This is a genomic window from Pseudoalteromonas sp. 4NS20-0020 (assembly GCF_057554385.1).
The window spans coordinates 297,878-320,814 of sequence record NZ_BAAJMI010000003.1; the positions used below are offsets into that span (position 1 = coordinate 297,878).

The following is a 22,937-nucleotide window of genomic DNA, read 5'->3' on the forward strand; positions in this document are numbered from 1 at the left end:
CTAAGCAGGTTATAGTTATGCCTGCTTAGCTATAACGTTTAAGCATGTTATTGCGGAGACGAAATAACAATGATTTCAGTTGACGACACCTTTGCTAAATCTTTAATTGAAGTGCGAGTACTGCTTTCAATATTTAAGTAATTAGCACTTTTATCTAAATTATAACGCGCTACAAAATCACCCATAGGTAAGTTATTACACGTTAGTTTATTGTTAATAATGCTTTTTTTAACGTTCAATGACTGCTGTGTTTTGCGAAGTACATATGCTCTATTAGACGCAACAGCCATACAAATTTTTGTGCCTGGCGTTGAGTCGGCTGCTACAAATTGTGTTGCTGATACAGGTGCTGCTAATGCTGCACTACCAATTACAAGTGTTGTACATAATGCTGTTTTAAATGTATTCATTTTACTTTTCCTCGTTGTTTGCGGTTGCAAGCTAATTATTAAACTAATTAATTAAAAAAGCTGTTAACCAAACGCAACAAGCTGTAAGCAAGTATGTTTAATGTACACACTTACTTATAGGCTCATGAAAAAGCATATTTTAAGTGTGTTTTTTGACACACTTTCATAAAAATAATTTATTGATACTGACATATTTTTTTAGGCTGGTATTATCGCCCCATAAATTGATGTGTAGATTTTTAGGATAAACAGTGAGTAAAGCGTTAGCCAGTTATTATCAACAAGCCTATGCCTGCGAACAACAACATTTTAATCAGTGTTTTTATTGTGGCTGCGAAGCAACTGAACGCGATCATTGTCCGCCTCTTCATATGCTGCAAAGTATTATTGATTTAGGCGAGGATGCCGACTTTATTTCAATTCCTGCTTGTTATGAATGTTATGCGTTATTACATAACGAACGACTAATGACTATTGACGAGCGCTTTACCAAAATTAAAAAAAAGCTGTCTAATAAATACGCCAAAGCACTGCGTGTCTATAATATGTGGGAAGAAAACGAATTAAGTGACATGAGTGATGAGTTTGCTCATAGTATTCAGGCCGGTATGAAATTAGGAAAAGAAGCCGCAGAGCGATTGGCATTTACAGGTTTTAGTTACGCCACTGAAGAGGCACGTGTCACAGTGCGCGAAAAAACCAAAGAGTTTGATGTAGAAGGTAACGTTTTTACCGATTTTAAAGACGCACTGAATTTCTGCATTACCTCTTTAAATGTGCAAAAAAGTGACTTTTATAAAATTTTAGTTGAAGACTACAACGGCGATTTTAACAAAGCCCTTAGTCAGTACCGTCATCGCCACGACAAGGTAACAGCGGCTAAAGATGGTAATACTCTTATTAAAGATTTTTCTAAGTTACATAAGCAAAATTCAGATTTTGTAACCCGCACGGTCAAACATTTTATCAGCAAAGATCCGTCACTCACCACAGAGGGCGCACTAGAAAAGCTATATAACAATTATATAAAAAAATAATCACGTAAATTCATCTTAATTTACCGCGTTTTCACCTGTTTTTTTAGCTTTATGCCCAAGCTTTCGCTAAAGTATTAAAAAAACAGGAGAACCCAACAACATGAATAAATTTGCTCCCTCTTTATTAGCAGTTGGCTTAGCCGCTGCACTTGTAGGCTGCCAAGAAAATGGCCCGCAAGATGATAAGATTACTATTAACAAAAACCCATACCCAAGTACTTACACGCCAATCTCTGCAACAAGCACACTCATCACAAACGCGACTGTTCTTACAGGGACTGGCGAACGCCTAGATGACGCTGATGTACTATTGGTCGATGGTAAAGTACAGCAAGTAGGTAAAGACTTAGCTGTAAAAGCAGACACAACTATTGATGCACAAGGTAAATGGGTAACACCAGGTATTATTGATGTTCATTCACATTTGGGTGCCTATCCAAACCCATCGGTAGAATCACATCAAGATGGTAACGAAATGACCAGCCCAAATACGGCCGAAGTGTGGGTAGAGCACTCTGTTTGGCCGCAAGATCCAGGATTTAACCGTGCGCGCGAAGGCGGTATTACCTCGTTACAAATTTTACCCGGCTCTGCTAATTTATTTGGCGGACGTGGTGTAACACTTAAAAACGTGCCTGCGCATACAATGCAAGGAATGAAATTTCCTGATGCACCGTATGGATTAAAAATGGCATGTGGTGAAAACCCAAAACGCGTATATGGTCGTAAAGGTGTATTGCCTTCAACACGTATGGGTAATATGGCTGGTTACCGCACTGCGTGGATTGGCGCGCAAGAATATAAGCGAGCATGGGATAAGTACGATGCAGAATACGCAGAAGGTAAAAACCCTGAAGCCCCGAATCGCGATATAAAGTACGATACATTACGCGGCGTTCTTGAAGGCGAAGTAATGATCCACAATCACTGTTACAAAGCCGAAGAAATGGCGATGATGATTGACCTTTCTAAAGAATTTAATTACCACGCGGGTACGTTCCATCACGGTATTGAGGCATACAAAATTGCAGATTTGTTAGCTGATAATGGCTCGTGTGCTGCATTGTGGCCAGACTGGTGGGGCTTTAAAATGGAAGCCTACGACATGGTTCAAGAAAACGTTGCCATTGTTGATGCGGTTAAAAACTCGTGTGCCGTTGTTCACTCAGATTCAGACACAACCATTCAACGCTTAAACCAAGAAGCGGCTAAAGTAATGTACCGTGCTAATGAAAATGGCTTTGATATCTCAGAAGAGCATGCAATTAAGTGGATCACCACTAACGCAGCAAAATCATTAGGTATTGACGATAAAACAGGCTCGCTAGAGGCAGGTAAACAAGGCGATGTGGTTATTTGGAACCAAAGCCCGTTTAGCGTTTACGCAAAAGCTGAGCAAGTTTTTGTTGATGGTGCAAAAGTTTATGATAGAAACGATAGCACTTATCAGGCAACCAGTGATTTTATGTTAGGTCAAAAATAAGGAGCACCCAGAATGAAAAATTTATCACGTTCGTTTTCGCTATCTCTGGTTGCTGCCGGATTACTAGCCTCTGGTGCTGTAAATGCACAGTCATTGGCTATTATTAATGCAACTATCCATACATCAACAGAGCAAGGCGTATTAAAAGGCGCAAGCATTGTTATGGATAACGGTAAAATTACAGCTATTAACCCGGCAGAAGTAAGTGCTGATGAAATTATTGATGCCAATGGTAAAATTGTTACCCCTGGATTCATTGCAAGCAATAACCAACTTGGTTTAGTTGAAGTGGGTGCGGTTGCAGGCTCTCGCGATGCGGGTGACGACAAAGCGGGTATAGATTTTGATGTGAGCCTTGCATATAACGCACATTCAAGCTTAATACCTTATGCACGTAAAGGCGGCGTTACACGAGATGTAATTACCCCTTATGGCGGCGATAGTATTTTTGCAGGTTTGGCTAGTGTGGTTGATTTAAGTGGCAGCCTTGAAAGTGACGTTCAAAAACAAGCAGCGTTAGTTGTGCATTTAGGTGAGCGAAGAAAAGGCTCGCGCGCTTTTACACTGCAAACATTAATTAATAAGCTAGATGCCCATCAAACTAAATTGAGCAAAAAAGATAAAAAAGACGACGATAAACCAAGTACTGAAGACAAAGTAATGGCTAAAGTACTTTCTGGCGACATGCCATTGGTTATAAGCGTATCGCGTGCTGCTGATATTATTGAGCTTATTAAAGTGAAAGAGCAATTTGGTGTTAACTTAGTACTAAGTGGAGCACAGGATGCTGTTGTTGTTAAAGAGCATATTGCTAAAGCTAATATCCCAGTAATTATTAGCGCTATGGACAACTTACCAGGAAGCTTCGATTCTTTACACGCTAATTTAAATAATGCAGGTTTACTTGAAAAAGCCGGTGTTAAAGTACTTTTAACGGTTGGTGGAGATGCAAGTCACAATATTTATCAGCTTCGCTATGACGCAGGTAACGCTGTATCTTATGGCATGAGCCAACAAGGTGCACTGAAAGCTGTTACATCAAATGTTGCTGACGTATTCGGTATTAATGCGGGCAGTATTGAGGTGGGTAAAGCCGCTGATGTAGTGATGTGGACTAACGATCCGTTTGAAATAAGCAGTAACGTAAGTCGTATGTTTATTAATGGCACTGAGGTGTCTACACAGTCTCGCCAAGATAAATTACGTGACCGTTATACTACTGATTCAAACATGCCAAGAGCTTACACTAAGTAAATAGTAAGCGTTATATCAACCCGACAATTGGGATTTCATTAAGCGAGTTGATATTAACTTTAAAAGGTTGCATTAAGCGGCCTTTTTCATAGGCGTAAAAAAACCGCTTACTTTTAAAGGTAAGCGGTTTTATTTTTACTATTTATTACACTAATTTAGCAAGGATATCGTTAAATGTAGTGCTTGGACGCATTGCTTCAAAAGCGGCTGCGTCGTTAGGCTGGAAGTAACCACCTAGTTCAACTGCTGGGCCTTGAGCATCGTTTAATTCGTTTACGATCGCGTCTTTATTTGCCTCTAAATCGCTCGCAATTTGAGTGAACTGTGCTTTAAGTTCGCTATCATCATTTTGCTTAGCAAGTTCTTGAGCCCAAAATAAAGATAAGAAGAAATGAGAACCACGGTTATCGATTTCTTTAACTTTACGTGAAGGCGATTTGTTTTCAGCAAGGAAAGTACCCGTCGCTTTATCAAGCGTATCTGCAAGTACTTGAGCCTTGTTGTTACCTGTAGTTACACTTAAATGCTCTAGTGATGCTGCAAGTGCTAAAAACTCACCTAAAGAATCCCAACGTAAGTGGTTTTCTTTTTCAAACTGCTGAACGTGCTTAGGTGCAGAACCACCTGCGCCAGTTTCAAATAAGCCACCACCGTTCATAAGTGGAACAATTGAAAGCATTTTAGCACTTGTGCCCAGCTCTAAAATTGGGAACAAATCTGTTAGGTAATCACGCAGTACGTTACCTGTTACAGAAATAGTATCTTTACCTTCTTTAATGCGACCTAAAGAGAATAAAGTGGCTTCAAGTGGGGCTAAAATTTGAATATCTAGGCCAGCTGTGTCGTGATCTGGTAGGTATTTATTTACTTTTTTGATTAGCTGAGCATCGTGTGCACGATTTTCGTCTAACCAAAAAATAGCAGGAACGCCAGTAGCACGTGCACGGTTAACAGCAAGTTTAACCCAATCTTGGATTGGTGCATCTTTAACCTGACACATACGCCAGATATCGCCTTGCTCAACACTGTGCTCAAGTAGCGTATTACCTGCTGTATCAACTACACGAATAGTACCCGCTGCTTTTGCTTCGAACGTCTTGTCGTGTGAACCGTATTCTTCTGCTTTTTGAGCCATAAGGCCAACGTTTGGAACGCTACCCATTGTCGTTGGATCAAACGCACCGTGCTCTTTACAAAAATCAATAGTTGCTTGATAAACGCCAGAGTAACAACGATCAGGAATTACAAAACTTGTGTCTTGTAATTTACCGTCATTGTTCCACATTTGACCGCTTGAACGAATTGCAGCAGGCATAGATGCATCAATGATCACATCACTTGGCACGTGTAAGTTTGTGATACCACGGTCAGAATCAACCATAGCAATAGCAGGGCGGTCAGCATATACAGCTTGAATATCGGCTTCAATTTCAGCGCGTTTAGCGTCATCTAACGTTTGAATTTTAGAGTAAACATCGCCTAAACCGTTATTAACATCAACACCTAGCTCTTCAAAAAGCTCACCGTGTTTTGCAAATACGTCTTTATAGAATACTTTAACAGCGTGACCAAATATGATTGGGTCAGACACTTTCATCATTGTCGCTTTCATGTGAAGCGAGAATAAAACGCCTTTTTCTTTAGCAGCATCAATTTCAGCAGCTAAAAAAGCCTGTAGCTTAGCAGCACTTATGCGAGAAGCATCAATTACTTCACCAGCTAGTAGTGGTGTGCTTTGTTTAAGAACAGTTGTATCACCGTTTGTAGCAACATGCTCGATGCGTACGTCAGTTGCTTCTTCGATAGTTGTTGATTGCTCTGAACCAAAGAAATCGCCTTCGCTCATGCTTGCAACGTAAGAGGCAGAGTCTTTGCTCCACGCGCCCATTGAATGTGGGTTATTGCGTGCGTACTCTTTTACAGAGCCAGGTGCACGGCGGTCAGAGTTACCTTCACGTAATACAGGGTTTACCGCACTACCTTTAACTTTGTCGTATGCAGCTTGAATTGCTTTTTCTTCGTCGTTTTTAGGCTCAACAGGGTAATCTGGAAGGGCATAGCCTTTTGCTTGAAGCTCTTTTATCACAGCGCGTAACTGTGGAACTGAAGCACTAATGTTTGGAAGTTTGATGATATTAGCTTCAGGTGTTTTTGCAAGCTCACCTAGTTCAGCAAGTGCATCACCAATACGTTGTTCTTCTGTTAAATAATCAGGGAAGCTAGCAATTACACGACCTGCTAATGAGATATCGCGAGTTTCAACTTCAACACCTGCTGCATTTGTATATGCTTGGATGATCGGTAGCAACGAGTAAGTTGCTAGTGCCGGAGCTTCGTCCGTTTTTGTATAGATAATTTTTGATGTCATCATCATTCCTAGATAGTCGGCCAATTGGCCTTATTCAACAATGCAAAGAAATCATTAAAGCTGAGAGAGTACATATCATAGTGTTTTAATATATACGTTCAGATAATGAATAGTTTGTTAGGTGTTGGTACTCGTGTAGCTTTACAGTTAAAGCAGAATAGTCACACCTGACGAACTGTGGTCATATTTATAGCTAAAAATATAATAAAAATAAATTAGCCTTTAGACTAGTATATTTTATGTGCTCAGCAAGTTGAGCTAATTGCTATGTTTTGCGTAAATTTTTAGCATCAAGAGTGTAACAAGCTTGAATACAAAGGGCTAGAGTTTGAGCCTGCTCACAAGCAGTTAAACGGTTAACTCTTAGAATATTGGGGTATATGAAATAAAATCAAGGATTAGGGTTGAAAATAAAGAAAAAGAAACAATTTATATCGGTGTGGGTAAATAGAAGTGTGAGGAATTAAGCGAGGAGCCTAATAGGTCGCTCGCTTTAGTCGAATAAAACAACCGTCACTCTAAAATGTCGCCGTCTAAGGCAATATTTTTAGCGTGCAAGCCCTTGGGGCCTTGTTCTAATTCGAATGTTACATCTTGTCCAGCTTTAAGCGTTTTATAACCGTCCATTACAATTGTAGAGTAATGGGCGAAAATATCATTCTCGCAGCCGTCTTCAACGATGAAACCAAAACCTTTAGCATTGTTAAACCATTTAACTTTACCACAAGCCATACTTCTACATCCTTCAATAAGTTGACTAATTTAGTTATTCTAAACCATATTATTTGCTAGACTGATTAAGGATTAATCAATCTATGTTTGACTGTAGTTTATTTAATCAATCAGTCAAGCTTTTTGAGCTATTTTTTAACATTTTATTTATTTTTTATTCAAGTTTGCTTGAGTTCCTAAGACAAGACTATATTTAATTATGAGTGGTATGAAAGATTCAGGTGTTATCGATACAGTTCGCGACAGTGAAAAGCAAAAGCTACAGCCGCCGCGAAAATACAAAGTTGTTTTAAATAATGACGATTACACGCCGATGGACTTTGTAATAGAAGTTTTAACGACGTTTTTTAATATGGATAGCGATAGAGCAACCGACGTGATGCTTCAAGTTCACGAAAAAGGTAAAGGCATTTGTGGCGTTTACAGCGCTGATGTAGCTTATACCAAAGTTGAACAAGTTAACCGCTACTCGCGTGATAACGAGCATCCGCTGCTTTGTAGTTGTGAGCAGGAATAAATACCAACTAGGGTGATCACACACCTGTTTGTTGTGGTATACATTATTATCTCAGTAAGGGGTTGCCAATGCTAAACAAAGACTTAGAACTTACATTAAATGCCGCGTTTCGTGAAGCGCGCACTCGCCGTCATGAGTTTATGACTGTCGAGCACCTTTTACTTGCGCTATTAGATAACCCTTCTGCTTCAGAAGCGCTAAATGCGTGTGGTGTTAACATTTCAGGCTTAAAATACGAATTGCTTGAATTTATTGATGAAACAACACCGGTTATCCCCGATTTAGAAGAAGAGCGTGAAACACAACCTACGCTTGGTTTTCAACGAGTACTACAGCGTGCGGTGTTTCATGTTCAATCATCAGGTAAAAACGAAGTTACCGGCGTAAATGTGTTGGTTGCTATTTTTTCTGAGCAAGAAAGCCAAGCCGTTTATCTGCTAAAGAAAAATGATGTTTCGCGCTTAGACATTGTTAATTTTATTTCTCATGGGATTTCAAAAACCGATGATGGTTTAGGCGACGATACGGACGACATAAACGAAGAAGTGCAAGAAGTTCAAAATGAAGAGGTCAGCAAGCTAGACAGCTTCACTACAAACTTAAATGCGCAAGCACGCGATGGTAATATTGATCCATTGATTGGCCGTGACAGTGAAGTTGAACGTGCGGTACAAGTGTTGTGTCGTCGTAAAAAGAATAACCCATTGCTTGTAGGTGAAGCGGGAGTGGGTAAAACAGCAATTGCTGAAGGGTTAGCTTATCGTATTGTTAACGAGCAAGTTCCTGAAGTGATTGCAGATGCAGTAGTTTACTCGTTAGACATGGGTGCATTACTTGCTGGTACAAAATACCGTGGCGATTTTGAAAAACGTTTTAAAAGTTTATTAAAAGAGCTACAAGCAAAACCAGGCTCTATTTTATTTATTGATGAAATACATACCATCATTGGGGCAGGCGCTGCATCAGGTGGCGTTATGGATGCGTCTAACTTGCTTAAGCCATTACTTTCAAGTGGTAAGCTCCGTTGTATGGGGTCAACAACTTACAACGAGTATAAAAATATTTTTGAAAAAGACCGTGCATTAGTTCGTCGTTTTCAAAAAATTGATGTACTTGAGCCAAGTGTTGCCGATACCACTAAAATTTTGAATGGCCTGAAAGATCGTTATGAAGAACACCATGGTATTCGTTACACACAAAAAGCGTTAAAAGCTGCGGCTGAGCTGAGTGCTAAGTACATTAACGAGCGTCACTTACCTGATAAAGCCATTGACGTAATAGATGAAGCCGGTGCAAACCAGCGTTTGCAGCCAAGCTCTAAACGTAAAAAAACCATTGGTGTATCAGACATTGAAATGATCATATCCAAAATGGCGCGCATTCCACCACAAAATGTATCGTCATCGGACAAAGAAACGCTTAAAAATATTGATCGTAATCTTAAAATGTTGGTGTTTGGTCAAGATCAGTCAATTGATGCACTTACATCGGCAATCCGTTTGTCACGTTCAGGGCTAACAAGTGAAGAAAAACCAGTGGGTTCTTTCTTATTCGCTGGTCCAACCGGTGTTGGTAAAACAGAGGTAACTAAGCAGCTTGCAAAATGCATGGGTGTTGAGTTTATTCGTTTTGATATGTCGGAATATGTTGAGCGTCATGCAATTAGCCGCTTAATTGGTGCACCGCCAGGTTATGTTGGTTTTGAGCAGGGCGGTTTGCTAACCGAGGCTGTTATTAAGAACCCTCATGCGGTGGTTTTACTCGATGAGATTGAAAAAGCGCATCCAGATATTTACAACATTTTATTGCAGGTAATGGATCACGGTACATTAACCGACAACAATGGCCGTAAAGCTGACTTTAGAAATGTTGTGCTGGTAATGACCACTAATGCCGGCGTGCAAGAAACAACTCGCAAGTCAATTGGCTTTAGTGAGCAGGATCATACACACGATGCAATGGGTGAAATTAACAAAACATTTTCACCAGAGTTTAGAAACCGCTTAGATAACATTATTTGGTTTAACCATCTTGAACGTGAAGTTATTTTGTTGGTGGTTGATAAATTTATTGTTGAACTGCAGGCACAGCTTGATAAGAAGTCGGTTAATTTTGAATTGACCTCTAAGGCACGTGAATGGTTAGCTGAAAAAGGCTACGATAAAGCGATGGGTGCACGCCCAATGGCGCGTGTTATTCAAGAAGAGCTCAAAAAGCCACTCGCAAACGAAATACTGTTTGGTAAGTTGGCTGATGGCGGCACAGTGAAGGTGTCGGTAAAAGACAAGAAAATCCGTTTTGATTACGAGAGTAATTTAACACCAGCATAAACGGTATAAGGCCCTAAATGGCTCGCTTGTAATACCGAGCCAATTTTATTTTAGGCAACAAAAAACCCAGCAAAAGCTGGGTTTTTTGTTTATTAAATGTAATTGCTAGTCAAAGTCCATCAATTACATTTAATAAACGCTTAAAGCTAGTTGTACACTAGCCAAAAACTAAATCTCGTTTACGCACTTACTTAGCGAGCACGGAATACGATACGACCTTTCGATAAATCGTAAGGAGTCATTTCTACCGTTACTTTATCGCCGGTTAAAATACGGATATAGTTTTTGCGCATTTTACCTGAAATATGAGCCACAACTACGTGACCATTTTCTAGCTCAACTCGGAACATTGTATTTGGTAAAGTATCAAGGACAGTCCCTTGCATTTCGATTACGTCTTCTTTCGCCATGTTTAGCGTAACACCTCTTTAATAGTTAAACGCTGCAGATTTTGCCCAAAATACACCAATAAGTAAAGGCGCAGGGGCTATATTTGCAAATTAAATAGCCACCCACTCATCATTAAGCTGTTTTTGTGCGGGTAAAAACTGAGTTTTATACTTCATTTTGGTGCACTCATCAATTTGATAGCCCAAATACACAAATTGTTTATTTTGCGCTTTAGCAAATTTTAGCTGCTCTAATATCATAATTGACCCTAGGCTATAGTGCTCAAAGTCAGGGTCAAAAAACGTGTAAATAGCAGAAATAGCGTTGTCCATACAATCGGTTACAGCTACACCTACTAAAGTGTCTTGATGCCAAAGTTCGATAAACGTAATTTCAAGCCAACTGCAAAATAAAAAGCTTTGAAATTGTTCAGGCTGCGGTGGGTACATGCTGCCGTCTTGATGGCGCATAGTTATATATTTACTGTACAGCGGATAATACTCTGATCGTTCGCGAGTAGAGTAAGTGACCGTAAACTGTGTTTTTGCTTTGTTTAGTTTACGTTTTTGTGATTTTGATGGCATAAATTCTTGCGCTAAAACACGAACAGAGTTACATGCACTGCAAACGGGGCAGTGAGGGCGGTATATTTGGTTACCACTGCGCCTAAAGCCGACTGCTAACAAAGATTCGAACTTTTCTGAGCAATAATAAGTGGGATCTAATATGACTAATAGTTGCTCGCGCCTGTTGGGCAGATAACTACACGCAAATTCTTGGCTTAAACCAACACGGGCTGTTAGGTTTTCATTCATAGATTGCAATAAGTTCCTGTGGTTCCCACATAGTAGGATTAACTTTATAGGTAAGTGCAGTATTAAGTTTAGCTAAAAAATCAGTTCGAGGAATAACTTTTGCTCCCAAACTCATCAAATATGGGTTTTCGAGTTGGCAATCAATAAAATGAGCGTCATGGTTTTTTAACCAATTCACCAGCGCCCACATAGCTAATTTAGAACAATTAGTTTGATGATGAAACATCGATTCGCCACAAAACACACCATTTTGCATAATTCCATACAGTCCACCTGCAAGCTCTCCGTTGCGCCACACCTCTAAGCTATGCGCTACGCCTGCATGATGAGCATTTATGTAAGCACTAAGCATATCAGTAGTGATCCAAGTACCATCGGTATCAATGCGTTGGTCACGGCATGCTTCAATAACTTCAACAAAGGCGTTATTAACTGTCACTGTTACGGGGTATTTTTTTAAGTGTTTACGTAAACTTTTACTAACATGAAACTCATTTAACTCCACAATGCCACGCTCACTTGGTGACCACCACATAATGGGTTCGTTATCGCTAAACCAAGGAAATATACCATTACTATAAGCATTGCAAAGGCGAGGTAGGCTCAAGTCACCACCCACAGCTAGTAGGCCGTCTGGAGAAACTAATGCATATTCTGGATTGGGAAATGCTATATCTGTATCACTTAGTTGGTATAGCTGGTTTGTCATAACGTGTTTACTTTTTATAATTTGTTTTAAAAGTGTAACTATATTTTAGGCGTAAAAAAAGGGGCTGATTGCTCAGCCCCTTTTGTGAAAAATAAACGTTATAGGTTGTCTAAATAGCGCTCTGCATCAAGGGCAGCCATACAGCCTGTTCCAGCAGATGTAATCGCTTGGCGGTAAATATGGTCAGACACGTCACCTGCAGCAAAAACACCTGGTACGCTTGTTTGCGTTGCGTTACCGTTAAGACCTGACTCAACAACTAGGTAGCCGTCTTTCATTTCTAGCTGGCCTTCAAACATATCTGTGTTTGGTTTGTGGCCAATTGCTATAAATACACCCGCCAAATCTAAATCTTCAGTAGCATCAGATGCAACATCTTTAATGCGAATGCCTGTTACACCCATTTGGTCGCCCAAAACTTCGTCTAGTGTACGATTGTAGTGCATTACCACGTTGCCGTTTGCCGCTTTTTCAGTAAGACGATCAGCAAGAATTTTTTCACTACGGAAGCTATCACGACGGTGAATTACATGGACTTCATCAGCAATGTTAGATAAGTATAGTGCTTCTTCAACTGCGGTATTACCACCACCAACTACTGCTACTTTTTGGCCTTTATAGAAAAAGCCATCACATGTTGCACACGCCGATACACCACGACCTTGGAAGTTTGTTTCAGACTCTAAGCCTAAGTATTTTGCAGATGCGCCTGTAGCAATAATAAGTGCATCACATGTGTATGTACCTTGATCGCCAGTTAGTGTGAAAGGGCGTTTAGAAACATCAACTTTATTTATGTGGTCAAACACAATTTCGGTTTCAAAGCGCTCAGCATGCTCTTTCATGCGGTCCATAAGTGCAGGGCCTGTTAAACCGTGTGCATCACCCGGCCAGTTTTCAACTTCAGTGGTCGTAGTTAATTGACCACCTTGTTGCATACCTGTAATTAAAACAGGGTTTAAATTTGCACGGGCTGCATACACTGCCGCCGTGTAACCAGCTGGGCCAGAGCCTAAAATTAGTAGCTTACTATGTTTTGCTTCAGTCATGATATTTTCCTAAACGATTCTATACGGTCATTAATGCGCTCGATTCTAAGAAAAACAAGGCAGAAGTAAACAAAATCTGAGATTATTTTTTTTAGTAAATCGAAAACCTGTTCATTTTTATGTACTAAACAAACATACTTTTACGCTTTGTAGGATAAACTAGCTCAATAAATAGACTAACAAGCAACAAAACGTCGTTAATTCATGACCACTTTGATTTTTTTTGTTATGTTTTACCTAATTTTGATTTGTCACTGATAGATTATGTGACCTAAATGAATAGGCAACTATGTTATTTTGGCAGGAAAAACCCGCATTTGGGTTGACTTCAAAAGACGTTAACGTCTTAACCAATGCGCAAGATTACCGCACACAATTACTTAATTTAATCGCTAACGCAAAAAAGCGCATTTATATTACTGCGCTTTATTTGCAAGATGATGAAGCAGGCCGCGAAGTTTTAGAGGCATTACACAATGCGTCTTTAGCCAACCCTGCACTTGAAGTAAAAGTACTGGTCGATTTTCATCGTGCCCAGCGTGGGCTTATTGGTGCTGAGAAATCAGACGGGAACGCAAGTTTATACTGTGACTATCTAGAAAAATTTAAATCAAATGTACAAGTATTTGGTGTACCGGTAAAAGCGAAAGAGCTGTTTGGTGTATTACACCTAAAAGGTTTTGTAATAGACGACACGTTGCTTTACAGCGGTGCTAGCTTAAATAATGTGTATTTACAGCACAGTGACCGCTACAGGCTTGACCGTTACTTTTTAATTACGCAAAAAGGCCTGTGTGACTCTGTAATAGACTTTATTGAATCAAAGCTATTGAGTTCAGTGGCAGTGCCTCGTATCGACACGCGTCCGCTCAAGCGATTAATTGACTTTAAACTTGAACAAAAGCAATTAATGCGTGATCTAAAAGCAGCAAGTTATAAGTCGGCTGAGCAAGCAAGCAATAATGCGTTAAATATTCGCTTGTTTTTAGGGCTTGGGCGTCGTCATAACGAACTTAATCGTATGATCAAAGCGCTTTTTGATACAACTGAACGCGAACTGGTACTTTATACACCGTACTTCAATTTTCCTGCGCCGCTTATGCGTTCGTTACGCAGGCTTTTGAAACAAGGCAAACATATTACAATTGTTGTGGGTGATAAAACCGCTAATGATTTTTATATGCCACCTAGTGAGCCGTTTAGTAAAATTGGAGCGTTGCCTTATTTATACGAAACTATTTTGCATAAATTTGTTAAAACACAAAAACGCCATATAGATAACGGTAACTTAAATGTATACCTTTGGAAACACGACAATAACTCTTTCCATTTAAAAGGAATATGTGCAGATAGATCAAAGCATTTATTGAGTGGGCATAACCTAAACCCACGAGCATGGGGCTTAGACATAGAAAACGGGATATTAATTGAAGATCCTGAGCAAACTATTATGCAAGCAATTGATAACGAAAAGCATGAAATTCTTAAGCACTGTCGCCGACTAACAGGGCCAGACGATTTAGAAACCATGGAAGATTACCCTCAGCCAGTTAAAAAGTTACTTGGCCAAGCAAAACGGGTAAAAGTAGACTTTATTATTAAACGGTTTATTTAGATTGAATTTAAATTAGACATAAAAAAAAGCAGCTTTATAGCTGCTTTTTTTATTGGTACAAACGCTTAATTAAGCGTTTTCAACCGCTGTACGTGGGTCAACGTAATCCATGTTAAATGCTTCAGCAACTTCTTTGTACGTTACTTGGCCTTTAATTACATTTAAGCCTTTTAGGAAGTTAGCGTCGTCTAGCAATGCCTTTTTGTAACCTTTGTTTGCAAGGTTAATGATAAACGGCAATGTTGCATTGTTAAGTGCAAATGTAGACGTACGAGGAACAGCACCCGGCATGTTAGCAACACAGTAGTGAACAACTTCATCAACGATGAAAGTAGGATCAGCGTGTGTGGTAGCTTTAGATGTTGCAATACAACCGCCTTGGTCAATAGCAACGTCAACAATAGCAGCGCCAGGCTTCATTGCTTTGATGTGCTCTGCTGTTACAAGCTTAGGAGCAGCAGCGCCAGGGATTAGTACGCCACCAATTACTAGGTCTGCTTCTAGTACATGTTTTTCAAGTGCATCAGCCGTTGAGTAAATAGCTTTAACTTTATTACCAAATTGCGCGTCTAGTGCACGTAGTACATCAATGTTACGGTCAAGTACTACAACATCAGCACCTAGGCCTACAGCCATTTGTGCTGCGCTACGACCAACCATGCCGCCGCCGATAACAACAACTTTAGCTGGCTCAACACCCGGTACGCCGCCTAGTAACATACCACGACCGTGGTTAGATTTTTCAAGGGCTTGTGCACCGGCTTGGATAGACATACGGCCAGCTACTTCACTCATTGGCGCTAAAAGTGGTAAACCACCACGAGAGTCAGTTACTGTTTCATAAGCAATACAAATCGCTTTGCTCTTAACAAGGTCTTCAGTTTGTGGAAGATCCGGTGCAAGGTGAAGGTAAGTGAAAAGAATTTGGTCTTCACGAAGCATTGCACGTTCAACTGCTTGTGGTTCTTTTACTTTTACAATCATGTCTGCGTTTGCAAAAACGTCAGCCGCAGTTGCTAAAATGTCTGCACCTGCTTGGGTGTAATCTTCATCTGTAAAACCAATACCCATACCTGCATTCGTTTCTACAACCACTTGGTGGCCGTGATTAACTAATTCACGAACACTAGCAGGAACCATACCTACGCGGTATTCATGGTTTTTGATTTCTTTAGGTACACCAATAATCATAACATTTGCCTTATTAAGAACGGATTGAAATTTTTCACTATTATATTCATGACAAGCCAGTGTGTCTCACCTTTTTTAAATGCCAAGCTAGTGTTATTATCTAAAAAATAAAAATAAACAGAATAAAAAACTAGTGAGCCTTATGCATCAGTTATTAGACAGAATAGACCGTAAAATTTTGATGGAATTACAACATGATGGGCGTCTTTCAAATGTTGAACTGGCCCGACGAGTTGGCCTGAGCGCCACGCCCTGCCTAGAGCGCGTAAAAAAGCTTGAGCGAGAAGGTTACATACTCGGATACAAAGCGGTGGTCGATCCGGCTAAGTTAGGGCAGGGGTTATCGGTGTATGTAGAAGTTACGATTACCAAAACCTCGCCAGACGTATTTGACGAGTTTAGTGCAGCCGTGAAAAAGCACGAAGAGATAATAGAATGTCACCTAGTGTCGGGTAATTTTGATTTCTTACTTAAAACGCGTGTTAATGATATGTCAGAATACCGTGGTGTATTAGGAGACATTCTTTTAAAATTGCCAAACGTGAGTGAAAGTCGCACCTATGTAGTTATGGAAGAAGTAAAAGGTGAAGACGGCGTAATTATTCGCCCTTACATTGCATAAGTTTAACTGTTAAAGGTAGACAGACTCAAATTTATAAAAACGTGTTCATAATCAGGCCATACACATTAAGATAAAGTGCATCAAATTGCATTTCCTGCTAAGGTATTTGACTGCTGTTGAAGTGTAATAAATAGAATAATAAGAGGGATAGGAAGTTATGCGCCTAAACGGTGTGCAAAGACTATTAGAAACAGGGCTGATTATCAGTACCTTTGCTGCAATATTTATTTTATGTGCCTTAATCAGTTTTGATCCGGCAGATCCTTCGTGGTCACAAACCGGCGAATTTAGAAACGTAAAAAATATTACAGGCACAGCCGGTGCGTGGGTTGCCGATATACTGCTGCTTACTTTTGGATGGCTTGCGTATTTAGTTCCGGCGGCAATTCAGTTATTCGGCTATTTATTATTTAAACAGCCGCACCGTATTTTACAGCTTGATTACACAACATTAGCTCTTCGCATTATAGGCCTAGCTCTGTTTGTGACCTCTGCTACGGCAATTAGCAGTATTAACTTCGACGATATTTATAATTTTTCATCAGGCGGGGTAGTGGGAGATGTCATTGCGACTGCCATGATGCCGGCGTTTAATTTTACCGGCACATCCATTTTGCTATTGTGCTTCTTTTTTGCAGGATTAACCCTTTTAACGGGCGTGTCGTGGGTTGATTTTGTAGATTACCTAGGCGATTTAATGGTTAGGTTGTATCGCTTTATTACTTCGTACATAAAAGGTTGGATAAACAGAGAACGAATTGCTGCAAACACAAATAATGACAATGCAGATGCTCAGTTTAACGACGATCTCACAGAGCAGCTTGAAGCGCCAGTAGAGGCGAAAAACAACGCACCTCAAAAAGCCATTAATAAACCGCAAACACCTTTTGCAGAGCCACAAATCAGTGACGACTACAGCCCATTTGATGAGCTTGACGATATACTCGATCAAGAAATTGGCTTTAGTGCAATAGATGATGAACCAATGGATACGGCAGCGGCACTAAACGCGCTTGATCAAAGCCAAGTTGTAGAACCTGAAAAACCAGTAACAACAGTGGTATCGCCAGCAAGGCCTATGCCTAAAGCAAAACCTGCGTATCAGCCACCACCAACAGCAAAAGAAAAGTTTGAACAACTGCTTGATCAAGAACCGCTACCAGGCCCATTACCGTCGCTTGATTTACTCGACAGACCCGATAAAGCTAAAAACCCAATTTCGCAAGAAGAGCTCGATGTTGTATCACGCCTTGTAGAGACAAAACTTCTCGACTTTAACGTACAAGCTACAGTAGTTGGTGTATATCCTGGGCCTGTTGTAACGCGATTTGAGCTTGATTTAGCGCCGGGAATAAAGGTGTCTAAAATTACCGGTTTATCAAAAGATTTAGCCCGCTCGCTTTCAGCTATTAGTGTACGTGTTGTTGAAGTTATTCCGGGTAAAACTTACATAGGCATAGAGCTGCCTAACAAACATCGTGAAATAGTACGCTTGTCTGAAGTAATAAATGCGCCTAAATTTGAGCAAAATCCATCACCGCTTACCATGGTATTAGGTAAAGACATTGCAGGGCAACCTGTGTGTGCCGATTTAGGTAAAATGCCACATTTATTGGTAGCTGGTACAACGGGCTCGGGTAAGTCAGTGGGCGTTAATGTAATGATATTAAGCTTACTGTATAAATCGGGCCCAGATGATGTACGTATGATCATGATTGACCCTAAAATGCTTGAACTTTCGGTTTACGAGGGGATACCGCATTTATTATGTGAAGTTGTTACCGACATGAAAGAAGCGGCTAACGCGCTGCGTTGGTGTGTAGGTGAAATGGAACGTCGTTATAAATTGATGTCAGCGTTGGGTGTGCGTAATTTAAAAGGTTACAACCAAAAAGTACTTGATGCCAAAGAAGCGGGCTACCCCATTATGGACCCACTTTTTAAAGACACAGACGGTATGAAGGACGGCCCCGACGAGCTTGAAAAACTACCAAGCATTGTTGTGGTAATTGATGAGTTTGCCGACATGATGATGATTGTTGGTAAAAAAGTAGAAGAACTTATTGCACGTATAGCGCAAAAAGCACGTGCAGCAGGGATTCACTTAGTACTTGCCACTCAGCGTCCATCGGTTGATGTAATTACAGGTTTAATTAAAGCCAATATACCAACGCGTATGGCGTTTCAGGTATCAAGTAAAATAGATTCGCGCACCATACTTGACCAGCAAGGAGCCGAAAACTTACTAGGTATGGGTGACATGCTTTATTTACCGCCAGGCACAAGCGTGCCAGAGCGTGTGCATGGCGCATTTGTAGATGACCACGAAGTACACGCAGTCGTTAACGATTGGAAAGCGCGTGCTAAACCTAATTACATAGATGAAATTCTTAATGGCGATGCCACTGAAGATATTTTACTACCCGGTGAAGCAAGTGAAAGTGCAGATGAAGAGTCAGACCCACTTTACGACGAAGCGGTCGCATTTGTAATTGAGACAGGCAAGGTATCGGTTTCATCTGTACAACGTAAGTTACGCGTAGGCTATAACCGTGCAGCACGCTTAGTAGAACAAATGGAAACATCAGGTATCGTAAGTTCACCAGGTCATAATGGTGCTCGCGATGTATTAGTACCTAATGGAGCAAACCAATGAAAAAATTAAACAGTTTATTATTAGTATTAAGTGGCTTAATTGCCGCACCGAGTTTTGCAGACGACAGCCAAGCACTGCAAGACAAACTGGCAACACTTAAAAGCTTTAAAGCGCAGTTTGCACAAAAAGTAACAGACAAAGAAGGCCAAGCCGTAATGCAAGGCGAGGGTACAATCGCCCTTAAACAACCTATGATGATACGCTGGGAACAAACCAACCCAGACGACACCTTATTTGTATCTAATGGTGATAAAACCTATTACTTCGACAGTTTTGCTGAGCAAGTAACCATAATGAATACTCACAGCTTAATAGACTCAACGCCGTTTGTATTACTTACCTCAAAAGACCCTGCACAATGGGAAAAATACAGTGTTCAAGCAACAGAGTCTGGCTATAGTGTTACGCCAAATAAAGGCGTAGAAAGCCAAGTAGAGCAGTTAGATATTACATTTGTGGATAACCAAGCAGGCCTTGCAACATTAGTAGTGACAGATAACTCGGGCCAACTTTCATCGTTCACTTTTAACGATGCTAAAGTAAACACCGAGCTTGATGCCACAGTATTTGAATTTACACCGCCAGAAGGTGTTGAAATAGACGATCAAAGCCACGGTGAATAATTTAGGCTTTAACTTTGGACCCGACGTACGCCCACTTGCGGCGCGAATGCGCCCAACAACGCTTGATGAATACATAGGTCAGCAGCATTTACTAAGTAGCGACAAACCTTTGCATCAAGCTATTTTTGCAGGGCGCTGCCACAGCTTAATTTTGTGGGGGCCGCCTGGGGTGGGCAAAACAACCTTGGCGCAAATTATTGCAAACCACGCCGATGCCGAGCTTATACAAATGTCGGCTGTGACCGCAGGCGTAAAAGATATTCGCGACAGCGTAACGCAAGCACACGATAACCTACAAAGCCGCGGGCAACGCACCTTAATGTTTGTGGATGAAGTACACCGTTTTAATAAATCGCAGCAAGATGCATTTTTACCTCACATAGAAGACGGCACGTTTATATTTGTAGGCGCAACAACCGAAAATCCTTCATTTGCACTTAATAATGCGATTTTATCGCGTGCCCGCGTGTATGTTTTAAAGTCGCTTGCTGATACCGACTTATACACAGTGATAGAGCGCGCACTTAAGCAAGATGAGCAACTAAACCAAAAAAACATAGTTATTGCTAATAACGCCAAACAGGCACTGTGCCAAGCAAGTGGGGGCGATGCCCGTAAAGTATTAAACCTACTTGAGCAAGCGGTTGATTTAACCACCGAGCATAACGGCACATACAACGTAGATGAGCACGTACTTAGCCAAGTACTGCCTACGCATTTGGCTAAATACGATAAAGGCGGCGATGAATTTTACGATTTAATCTCGGCTTTTCATAAATCGGTACGAGGCAGTTCACCCGATGGTGCGCTGTATTGGTATTGCCGTATTTTAGCCGGTGGTGGCGACCCACTTTATGTAGCAAGACGTTTACTTGCCATTGCCACAGAAGACATAGGTAACGCAGACCCACGGGCAATGGAAGTAGCGTTAAACGCTTGGGATATATTTCAGCGTGTAGGCCCAAGTGAGGGCGAACGCGCCATTGCACAAGCCACATTGTATTTAGCCAGCGCACCCAAAAGTAATGCGGTTTATATGGCGTTTAATCAAGCAAAAGCTGATGCCAAAAATGAGCCAAGTTACCCAGTGCCTGAGCATTTACGCAATGCACCAACCAACTTAATGAAAGACTTAGGTTATGGCGCCGAGTACCGTTATGCGCATAACGAAGAGGGCGCCTTTGCCGCCGGTGAAAAATACTTACCACAAGAAATGGACGGCAAAGAATATTACCTACCAAGCGATCGCGGCCTTGAGCAAAAAATTAAACAAAAACTCGATTACCTAAAAGAGCGCGATGCGCAAAGCCCACTTAAACGATACGAAAATGATTAAACTTTATATGATGATCGCCCTTGGCGGTGCCTCAGGGGCTTGTTTACGATTTTTTATTAGCGAAACCATGCTAAAACTCCTTGGTAGGGGATTCCCTTTTGGTACGTTGGCGGTTAATATTCTGGGTTCATTGTTAATGGGCGTTTTATACGGTTTGATAGATAAACAAATTATCACTGTAAGCCCCGCTAAAACCCTTATCGGTATTGGCTTTTTAGGTGCATTAACCACCTTTTCAACATTCTCAATGGACTCGTTGTTGTTGTTACAACAAGGTCACTTTATTAAAATGGCCCTCAATATCATCTTAAATGTGATGGTCTGTATTTTTATGGCTTGGCTGGGCCTTCAGCTGGTAATGCAAAAAGGTTAAAAAACTAACATGTTAGATTCTAAATATTTACGACAAGACGTTGAGCAAACTGCAGCACGCTTAGCGGCTCGTGGCTACGAGCTTGATGTTGCAAAAGTGACAGAACTTGAAGAGCAACGCAAAACATTACAAGTAAAAACGCAAGAGCTTCAAAGTCAACGTAACGCCAGTGCTAAAGCCATTGGCCAAGCAAAAGCGAAAGGCGAAGACGCACAGCCGCTATTAGACGCAGTGGCAAATTTAGGCAGCGAATTAGACGCAACTAAAAAAGCGCAAGACGAAGTACTCAACGCGATTAACGACATTGCTTTAGCAATTCCAAATTTACCAGACGAATCAGTACCAGAAGGCGCTGATGAAGACGACAACGTTGAAATACTTACCTGGGGCACGCCTAAAAAGTACGACTTTGAAGTAAAAGATCACGTAGATGTAGGGCAAGACCTAAACGGCCTAGATTTTGAAATGGGCGTTAAAATTAGTGGCGCACGTTTTACAGTAATGCGCGGCCAAGTAGCACGTATGCACCGTGCACTAACGCAATACATGTTAGACACCCACACAGACACAAACGGCTATACAGAAATGTATGTACCGTACTTAGTAAACAGCGCAAGCCTATACGGCACAAGCCAATTACCTAAGTTTGCAGGCGACTTATTCCATACATTAGGCCTAGTAAACGACGACGGTGAACAACAAGCTGGCTTTAGCTTAATCCCTACAGCAGAAGTACCGTTGACTAACAGCGCACGCGACGAAATTTACGACGAAAGTGATTTACCGATTCGCTTAACTGCGCACACACCATGTTTTAGAAGTGAAGCGGGCAGCTACGGTCGCGATACACGTGGTTTAATTCGCCAGCACCAGTTTGATAAAGTTGAACTAGTACAACTAGTTAAACCAGAAGATTCAATGCAAGCGCTTGAAGAGCTAACAGGCCACGCAGAGCAAATTTTACAAGCATTAGAACTACCATACCGTAAAGTAATTTTATGTATGGGCGACATGGGCTTTGGCGCAGCTAAAACATACGACTTAGAAGTATGGTTACCGGCGCAAGATACCTACCGCGAAATTTCGTCTTGTTCAAATATGGTCGATTTCCAAGCGCGCCGTATGCAAGCTCGTTTTCGCCGTGAAGGTGCTAAAAAGCCAGAGTTACTACATACACTAAATGGCTCAGGTTTAGCCGTTGGCCGTACACTAGTTGCCATACTAGAAAACTACCAACAAGCTGACGGTTCAGTAGTCGTACCAGAAGTATTACGCCCATACATGGGTGGACTTGAAGTGATTGGTAAAGCTTAAAGTACTAGCTATTAGTTTTTAGCTATAAGCTCTAAGTTTTAAGTAGAAAAGCCGCTGTTTTAAACGAACAGCGGCTTTTTTGTGGGTAAAAGGTTAAAGGGAAAAGGTTCGAG

20 protein-coding genes are annotated in these 22,937 nt (G+C 40.9%); 12 read left to right on the plus strand and 8 right to left on the minus strand.

Annotation, left to right across the window (positions count from 1 at the left end; all coding sequences use genetic code 11):
- Positions 1-47: 47 nt before the first annotated feature.
- Positions 48-410, minus strand: a complete 363-nt coding sequence (locus AC27JL_RS08550; RefSeq protein ID WP_487195400.1) for a DUF3718 domain-containing protein — start codon at positions 408-410, stop codon at positions 48-50.
- Between the two features lie 251 nt (positions 411-661).
- Between AC27JL_RS08550 and AC27JL_RS08555 the strand changes: the two genes are divergently transcribed.
- The 3 genes from AC27JL_RS08555 (at position 662) to AC27JL_RS08565 (ending at position 4,184) form a co-directional block, all read left to right on the plus strand.
- Complete coding sequence (locus AC27JL_RS08555) at positions 662-1,447, plus strand: hypothetical protein (RefSeq protein WP_010556372.1); 786 nt, start codon at positions 662-664, stop codon at positions 1,445-1,447.
- Between the two features lie 100 nt (positions 1,448-1,547).
- Entirely contained in the window at positions 1,548-2,930 is a 1,383-nt protein-coding gene (locus AC27JL_RS08560; RefSeq protein ID WP_487195401.1) for an amidohydrolase, read from the plus strand.
- 12 nt (positions 2,931-2,942) lie between these two features.
- Entirely contained in the window at positions 2,943-4,184 is a 1,242-nt protein-coding gene (locus AC27JL_RS08565) for an amidohydrolase family protein (protein ID WP_243530728.1), read from the plus strand.
- A gap of 145 nt (positions 4,185-4,329) precedes the next feature.
- On the opposite strand, the gene AC27JL_RS08570 is transcribed toward AC27JL_RS08565, so the two are convergent.
- Together AC27JL_RS08570 and cspD are read right to left on the minus strand one after the other, a co-directional pair.
- Positions 4,330-6,552: an NADP-dependent isocitrate dehydrogenase gene (locus tag AC27JL_RS08570; protein ID WP_010556375.1), complete on the minus strand. Its 2,223-nt coding sequence runs from the start codon at positions 6,550-6,552 to the stop codon at positions 4,330-4,332.
- A gap of 513 nt (positions 6,553-7,065) precedes the next feature.
- Positions 7,066-7,284, minus strand: coding sequence for a cold shock domain-containing protein CspD (gene cspD, locus AC27JL_RS08575; RefSeq protein WP_006792879.1), 219 nt, complete (start codon positions 7,282-7,284; stop codon positions 7,066-7,068).
- Positions 7,285-7,492: 208 nt separating this feature from the next.
- On the opposite strand from cspD, the gene clpS reads away from it, so the two are divergent.
- On the plus strand, positions 7,493-7,801 hold the full coding sequence (clpS, locus tag AC27JL_RS08580; protein WP_021032429.1) for an ATP-dependent Clp protease adapter ClpS: 309 nt from the start codon (positions 7,493-7,495) through the stop codon (positions 7,799-7,801).
- Between the two features lie 68 nt (positions 7,802-7,869).
- Positions 7,870-10,131, plus strand: coding sequence for an ATP-dependent Clp protease ATP-binding subunit ClpA (clpA, locus tag AC27JL_RS08585; protein ID WP_487195402.1), 2,262 nt, complete (start codon positions 7,870-7,872; stop codon positions 10,129-10,131).
- A gap of 191 nt (positions 10,132-10,322) precedes the next feature.
- Here clpA and infA read toward each other — a convergent pair whose 3' ends face one another.
- The 4 genes from infA to trxB all read right to left on the minus strand — a co-directional run bounded on the left by infA (position 10,323) and on the right by trxB (position 13,094).
- Positions 10,323-10,541: a translation initiation factor IF-1 gene (gene infA / locus AC27JL_RS08590; protein WP_002962494.1), complete on the minus strand. Its 219-nt coding sequence runs from the start codon at positions 10,539-10,541 to the stop codon at positions 10,323-10,325.
- A gap of 90 nt (positions 10,542-10,631) precedes the next feature.
- The gene (locus AC27JL_RS08595; protein WP_410900612.1) at positions 10,632-11,336 is read right to left on the minus strand and encodes an arginyltransferase; all 705 of its coding nucleotides are present in this window, start codon (positions 11,334-11,336) and stop codon (positions 10,632-10,634) included.
- Positions 11,329-12,045 (minus strand): leucyl/phenylalanyl-tRNA--protein transferase, encoded by a 717-nt coding sequence (aat, locus tag AC27JL_RS08600; protein WP_487195403.1) that lies wholly within the window; start codon positions 12,043-12,045, stop codon positions 11,329-11,331. Before aat ends, AC27JL_RS08595 begins: the two co-directional genes overlap by 8 nt.
- 98 nt (positions 12,046-12,143) lie before the next feature.
- A complete protein-coding gene (gene trxB, locus AC27JL_RS08605) occupies positions 12,144-13,094 on the minus strand; it encodes a thioredoxin-disulfide reductase (protein WP_006792874.1) in 951 nt (316 codons plus the stop codon).
- 289 nt (positions 13,095-13,383) lie between these two features.
- On the opposite strand from trxB, the gene pssA reads away from it, so the two are divergent.
- Complete coding sequence (pssA, locus tag AC27JL_RS08610; protein ID WP_058428805.1) at positions 13,384-14,709, plus strand: CDP-diacylglycerol--serine O-phosphatidyltransferase; 1,326 nt, start codon at positions 13,384-13,386, stop codon at positions 14,707-14,709.
- A 69-nt stretch (positions 14,710-14,778) separates the two neighbouring features.
- Here pssA and ald read toward each other — a convergent pair whose 3' ends face one another.
- A complete protein-coding gene (ald, locus tag AC27JL_RS08615) occupies positions 14,779-15,900 on the minus strand; it encodes an alanine dehydrogenase (RefSeq protein WP_006792872.1) in 1,122 nt (373 codons plus the stop codon).
- 142 nt (positions 15,901-16,042) lie between these two features.
- On the opposite strand from ald, the gene lrp reads away from it, so the two are divergent.
- The 6 genes from lrp (at position 16,043) to serS (ending at position 22,824) form a co-directional block, all read left to right on the plus strand.
- Positions 16,043-16,522, plus strand: coding sequence for a leucine-responsive transcriptional regulator Lrp (lrp, locus tag AC27JL_RS08620; protein WP_006792871.1), 480 nt, complete (start codon positions 16,043-16,045; stop codon positions 16,520-16,522).
- A 157-nt stretch (positions 16,523-16,679) separates the two neighbouring features.
- A complete protein-coding gene (locus AC27JL_RS08625) occupies positions 16,680-19,178 on the plus strand; it encodes a DNA translocase FtsK (protein ID WP_487195404.1) in 2,499 nt (832 codons plus the stop codon).
- A complete protein-coding gene (lolA, locus tag AC27JL_RS08630; protein WP_010556382.1) occupies positions 19,175-19,801 on the plus strand; it encodes an outer membrane lipoprotein periplasmic chaperone LolA in 627 nt (208 codons plus the stop codon). The genes AC27JL_RS08625 and lolA overlap by 4 nt, the downstream gene beginning before the upstream one ends.
- Positions 19,794-21,137 carry a replication-associated recombination protein A gene (locus AC27JL_RS08635; protein ID WP_487195405.1) on the plus strand — a complete coding sequence of 448 codons (1,344 nt, stop codon included), beginning with the start codon at positions 19,794-19,796 and terminating at the stop codon, positions 21,135-21,137. The genes lolA and AC27JL_RS08635 overlap by 8 nt, the downstream gene beginning before the upstream one ends.
- The gene (gene crcB, locus AC27JL_RS08640; RefSeq protein WP_010556384.1) at positions 21,130-21,510 is read left to right on the plus strand and encodes a fluoride efflux transporter CrcB; all 381 of its coding nucleotides are present in this window, start codon (positions 21,130-21,132) and stop codon (positions 21,508-21,510) included. The genes AC27JL_RS08635 and crcB overlap by 8 nt, the downstream gene beginning before the upstream one ends.
- A 9-nt stretch (positions 21,511-21,519) precedes the next feature.
- Positions 21,520-22,824: a serine--tRNA ligase gene (gene serS / locus AC27JL_RS08645; RefSeq protein WP_008127231.1), complete on the plus strand. Its 1,305-nt coding sequence runs from the start codon at positions 21,520-21,522 to the stop codon at positions 22,822-22,824.
- Positions 22,825-22,937 lie beyond the last annotated feature (113 nt).

Coding starts and splice junctions, on each gene's coding strand:
- trxB (WP_006792874.1), bottom strand. CDS start 13,094: ATGACTGAAGCAAAACATAGTAAGCTACTAATTTTAGGCTCTGGCCCA.
- AC27JL_RS08560 (WP_487195401.1), top strand. CDS start 1,548: ATGAATAAATTTGCTCCCTCTTTATTAGCAGTTGGCTTAGCCGCTGCA.
- serS (WP_008127231.1), top strand. CDS start 21,520: ATGTTAGATTCTAAATATTTACGACAAGACGTTGAGCAAACTGCAGCA.
- AC27JL_RS08625 (WP_487195404.1), top strand. CDS start 16,680: ATGCGCCTAAACGGTGTGCAAAGACTATTAGAAACAGGGCTGATTATC.
- aat (WP_487195403.1), bottom strand. CDS start 12,045: ATGACAAACCAGCTATACCAACTAAGTGATACAGATATAGCATTTCCC.
- clpA (WP_487195402.1), top strand. CDS start 7,870: ATGCTAAACAAAGACTTAGAACTTACATTAAATGCCGCGTTTCGTGAA.
- AC27JL_RS08570 (WP_010556375.1), bottom strand. CDS start 6,552: ATGACATCAAAAATTATCTATACAAAAACGGACGAAGCTCCGGCACTA.
- cspD (WP_006792879.1), bottom strand. CDS start 7,284: ATGGCTTGTGGTAAAGTTAAATGGTTTAACAATGCTAAAGGTTTTGGT.
- AC27JL_RS08565 (WP_243530728.1), top strand. CDS start 2,943: ATGAAAAATTTATCACGTTCGTTTTCGCTATCTCTGGTTGCTGCCGGA.
- pssA (WP_058428805.1), top strand. CDS start 13,384: ATGTTATTTTGGCAGGAAAAACCCGCATTTGGGTTGACTTCAAAAGAC.
- lolA (WP_010556382.1), top strand. CDS start 19,175: ATGAAAAAATTAAACAGTTTATTATTAGTATTAAGTGGCTTAATTGCC.
- infA (WP_002962494.1), bottom strand. CDS start 10,541: ATGGCGAAAGAAGACGTAATCGAAATGCAAGGGACTGTCCTTGATACT.
- crcB (WP_010556384.1), top strand. CDS start 21,130: ATGATTAAACTTTATATGATGATCGCCCTTGGCGGTGCCTCAGGGGCT.
- ald (WP_006792872.1), bottom strand. CDS start 15,900: ATGATTATTGGTGTACCTAAAGAAATCAAAAACCATGAATACCGCGTA.
- AC27JL_RS08595 (WP_410900612.1), bottom strand. CDS start 11,336: ATGAATGAAAACCTAACAGCCCGTGTTGGTTTAAGCCAAGAATTTGCG.
- clpS (WP_021032429.1), top strand. CDS start 7,493: ATGAAAGATTCAGGTGTTATCGATACAGTTCGCGACAGTGAAAAGCAA.
- AC27JL_RS08550 (WP_487195400.1), bottom strand. CDS start 410: ATGAATACATTTAAAACAGCATTATGTACAACACTTGTAATTGGTAGT.
- lrp (WP_006792871.1), top strand. CDS start 16,043: ATGCATCAGTTATTAGACAGAATAGACCGTAAAATTTTGATGGAATTA.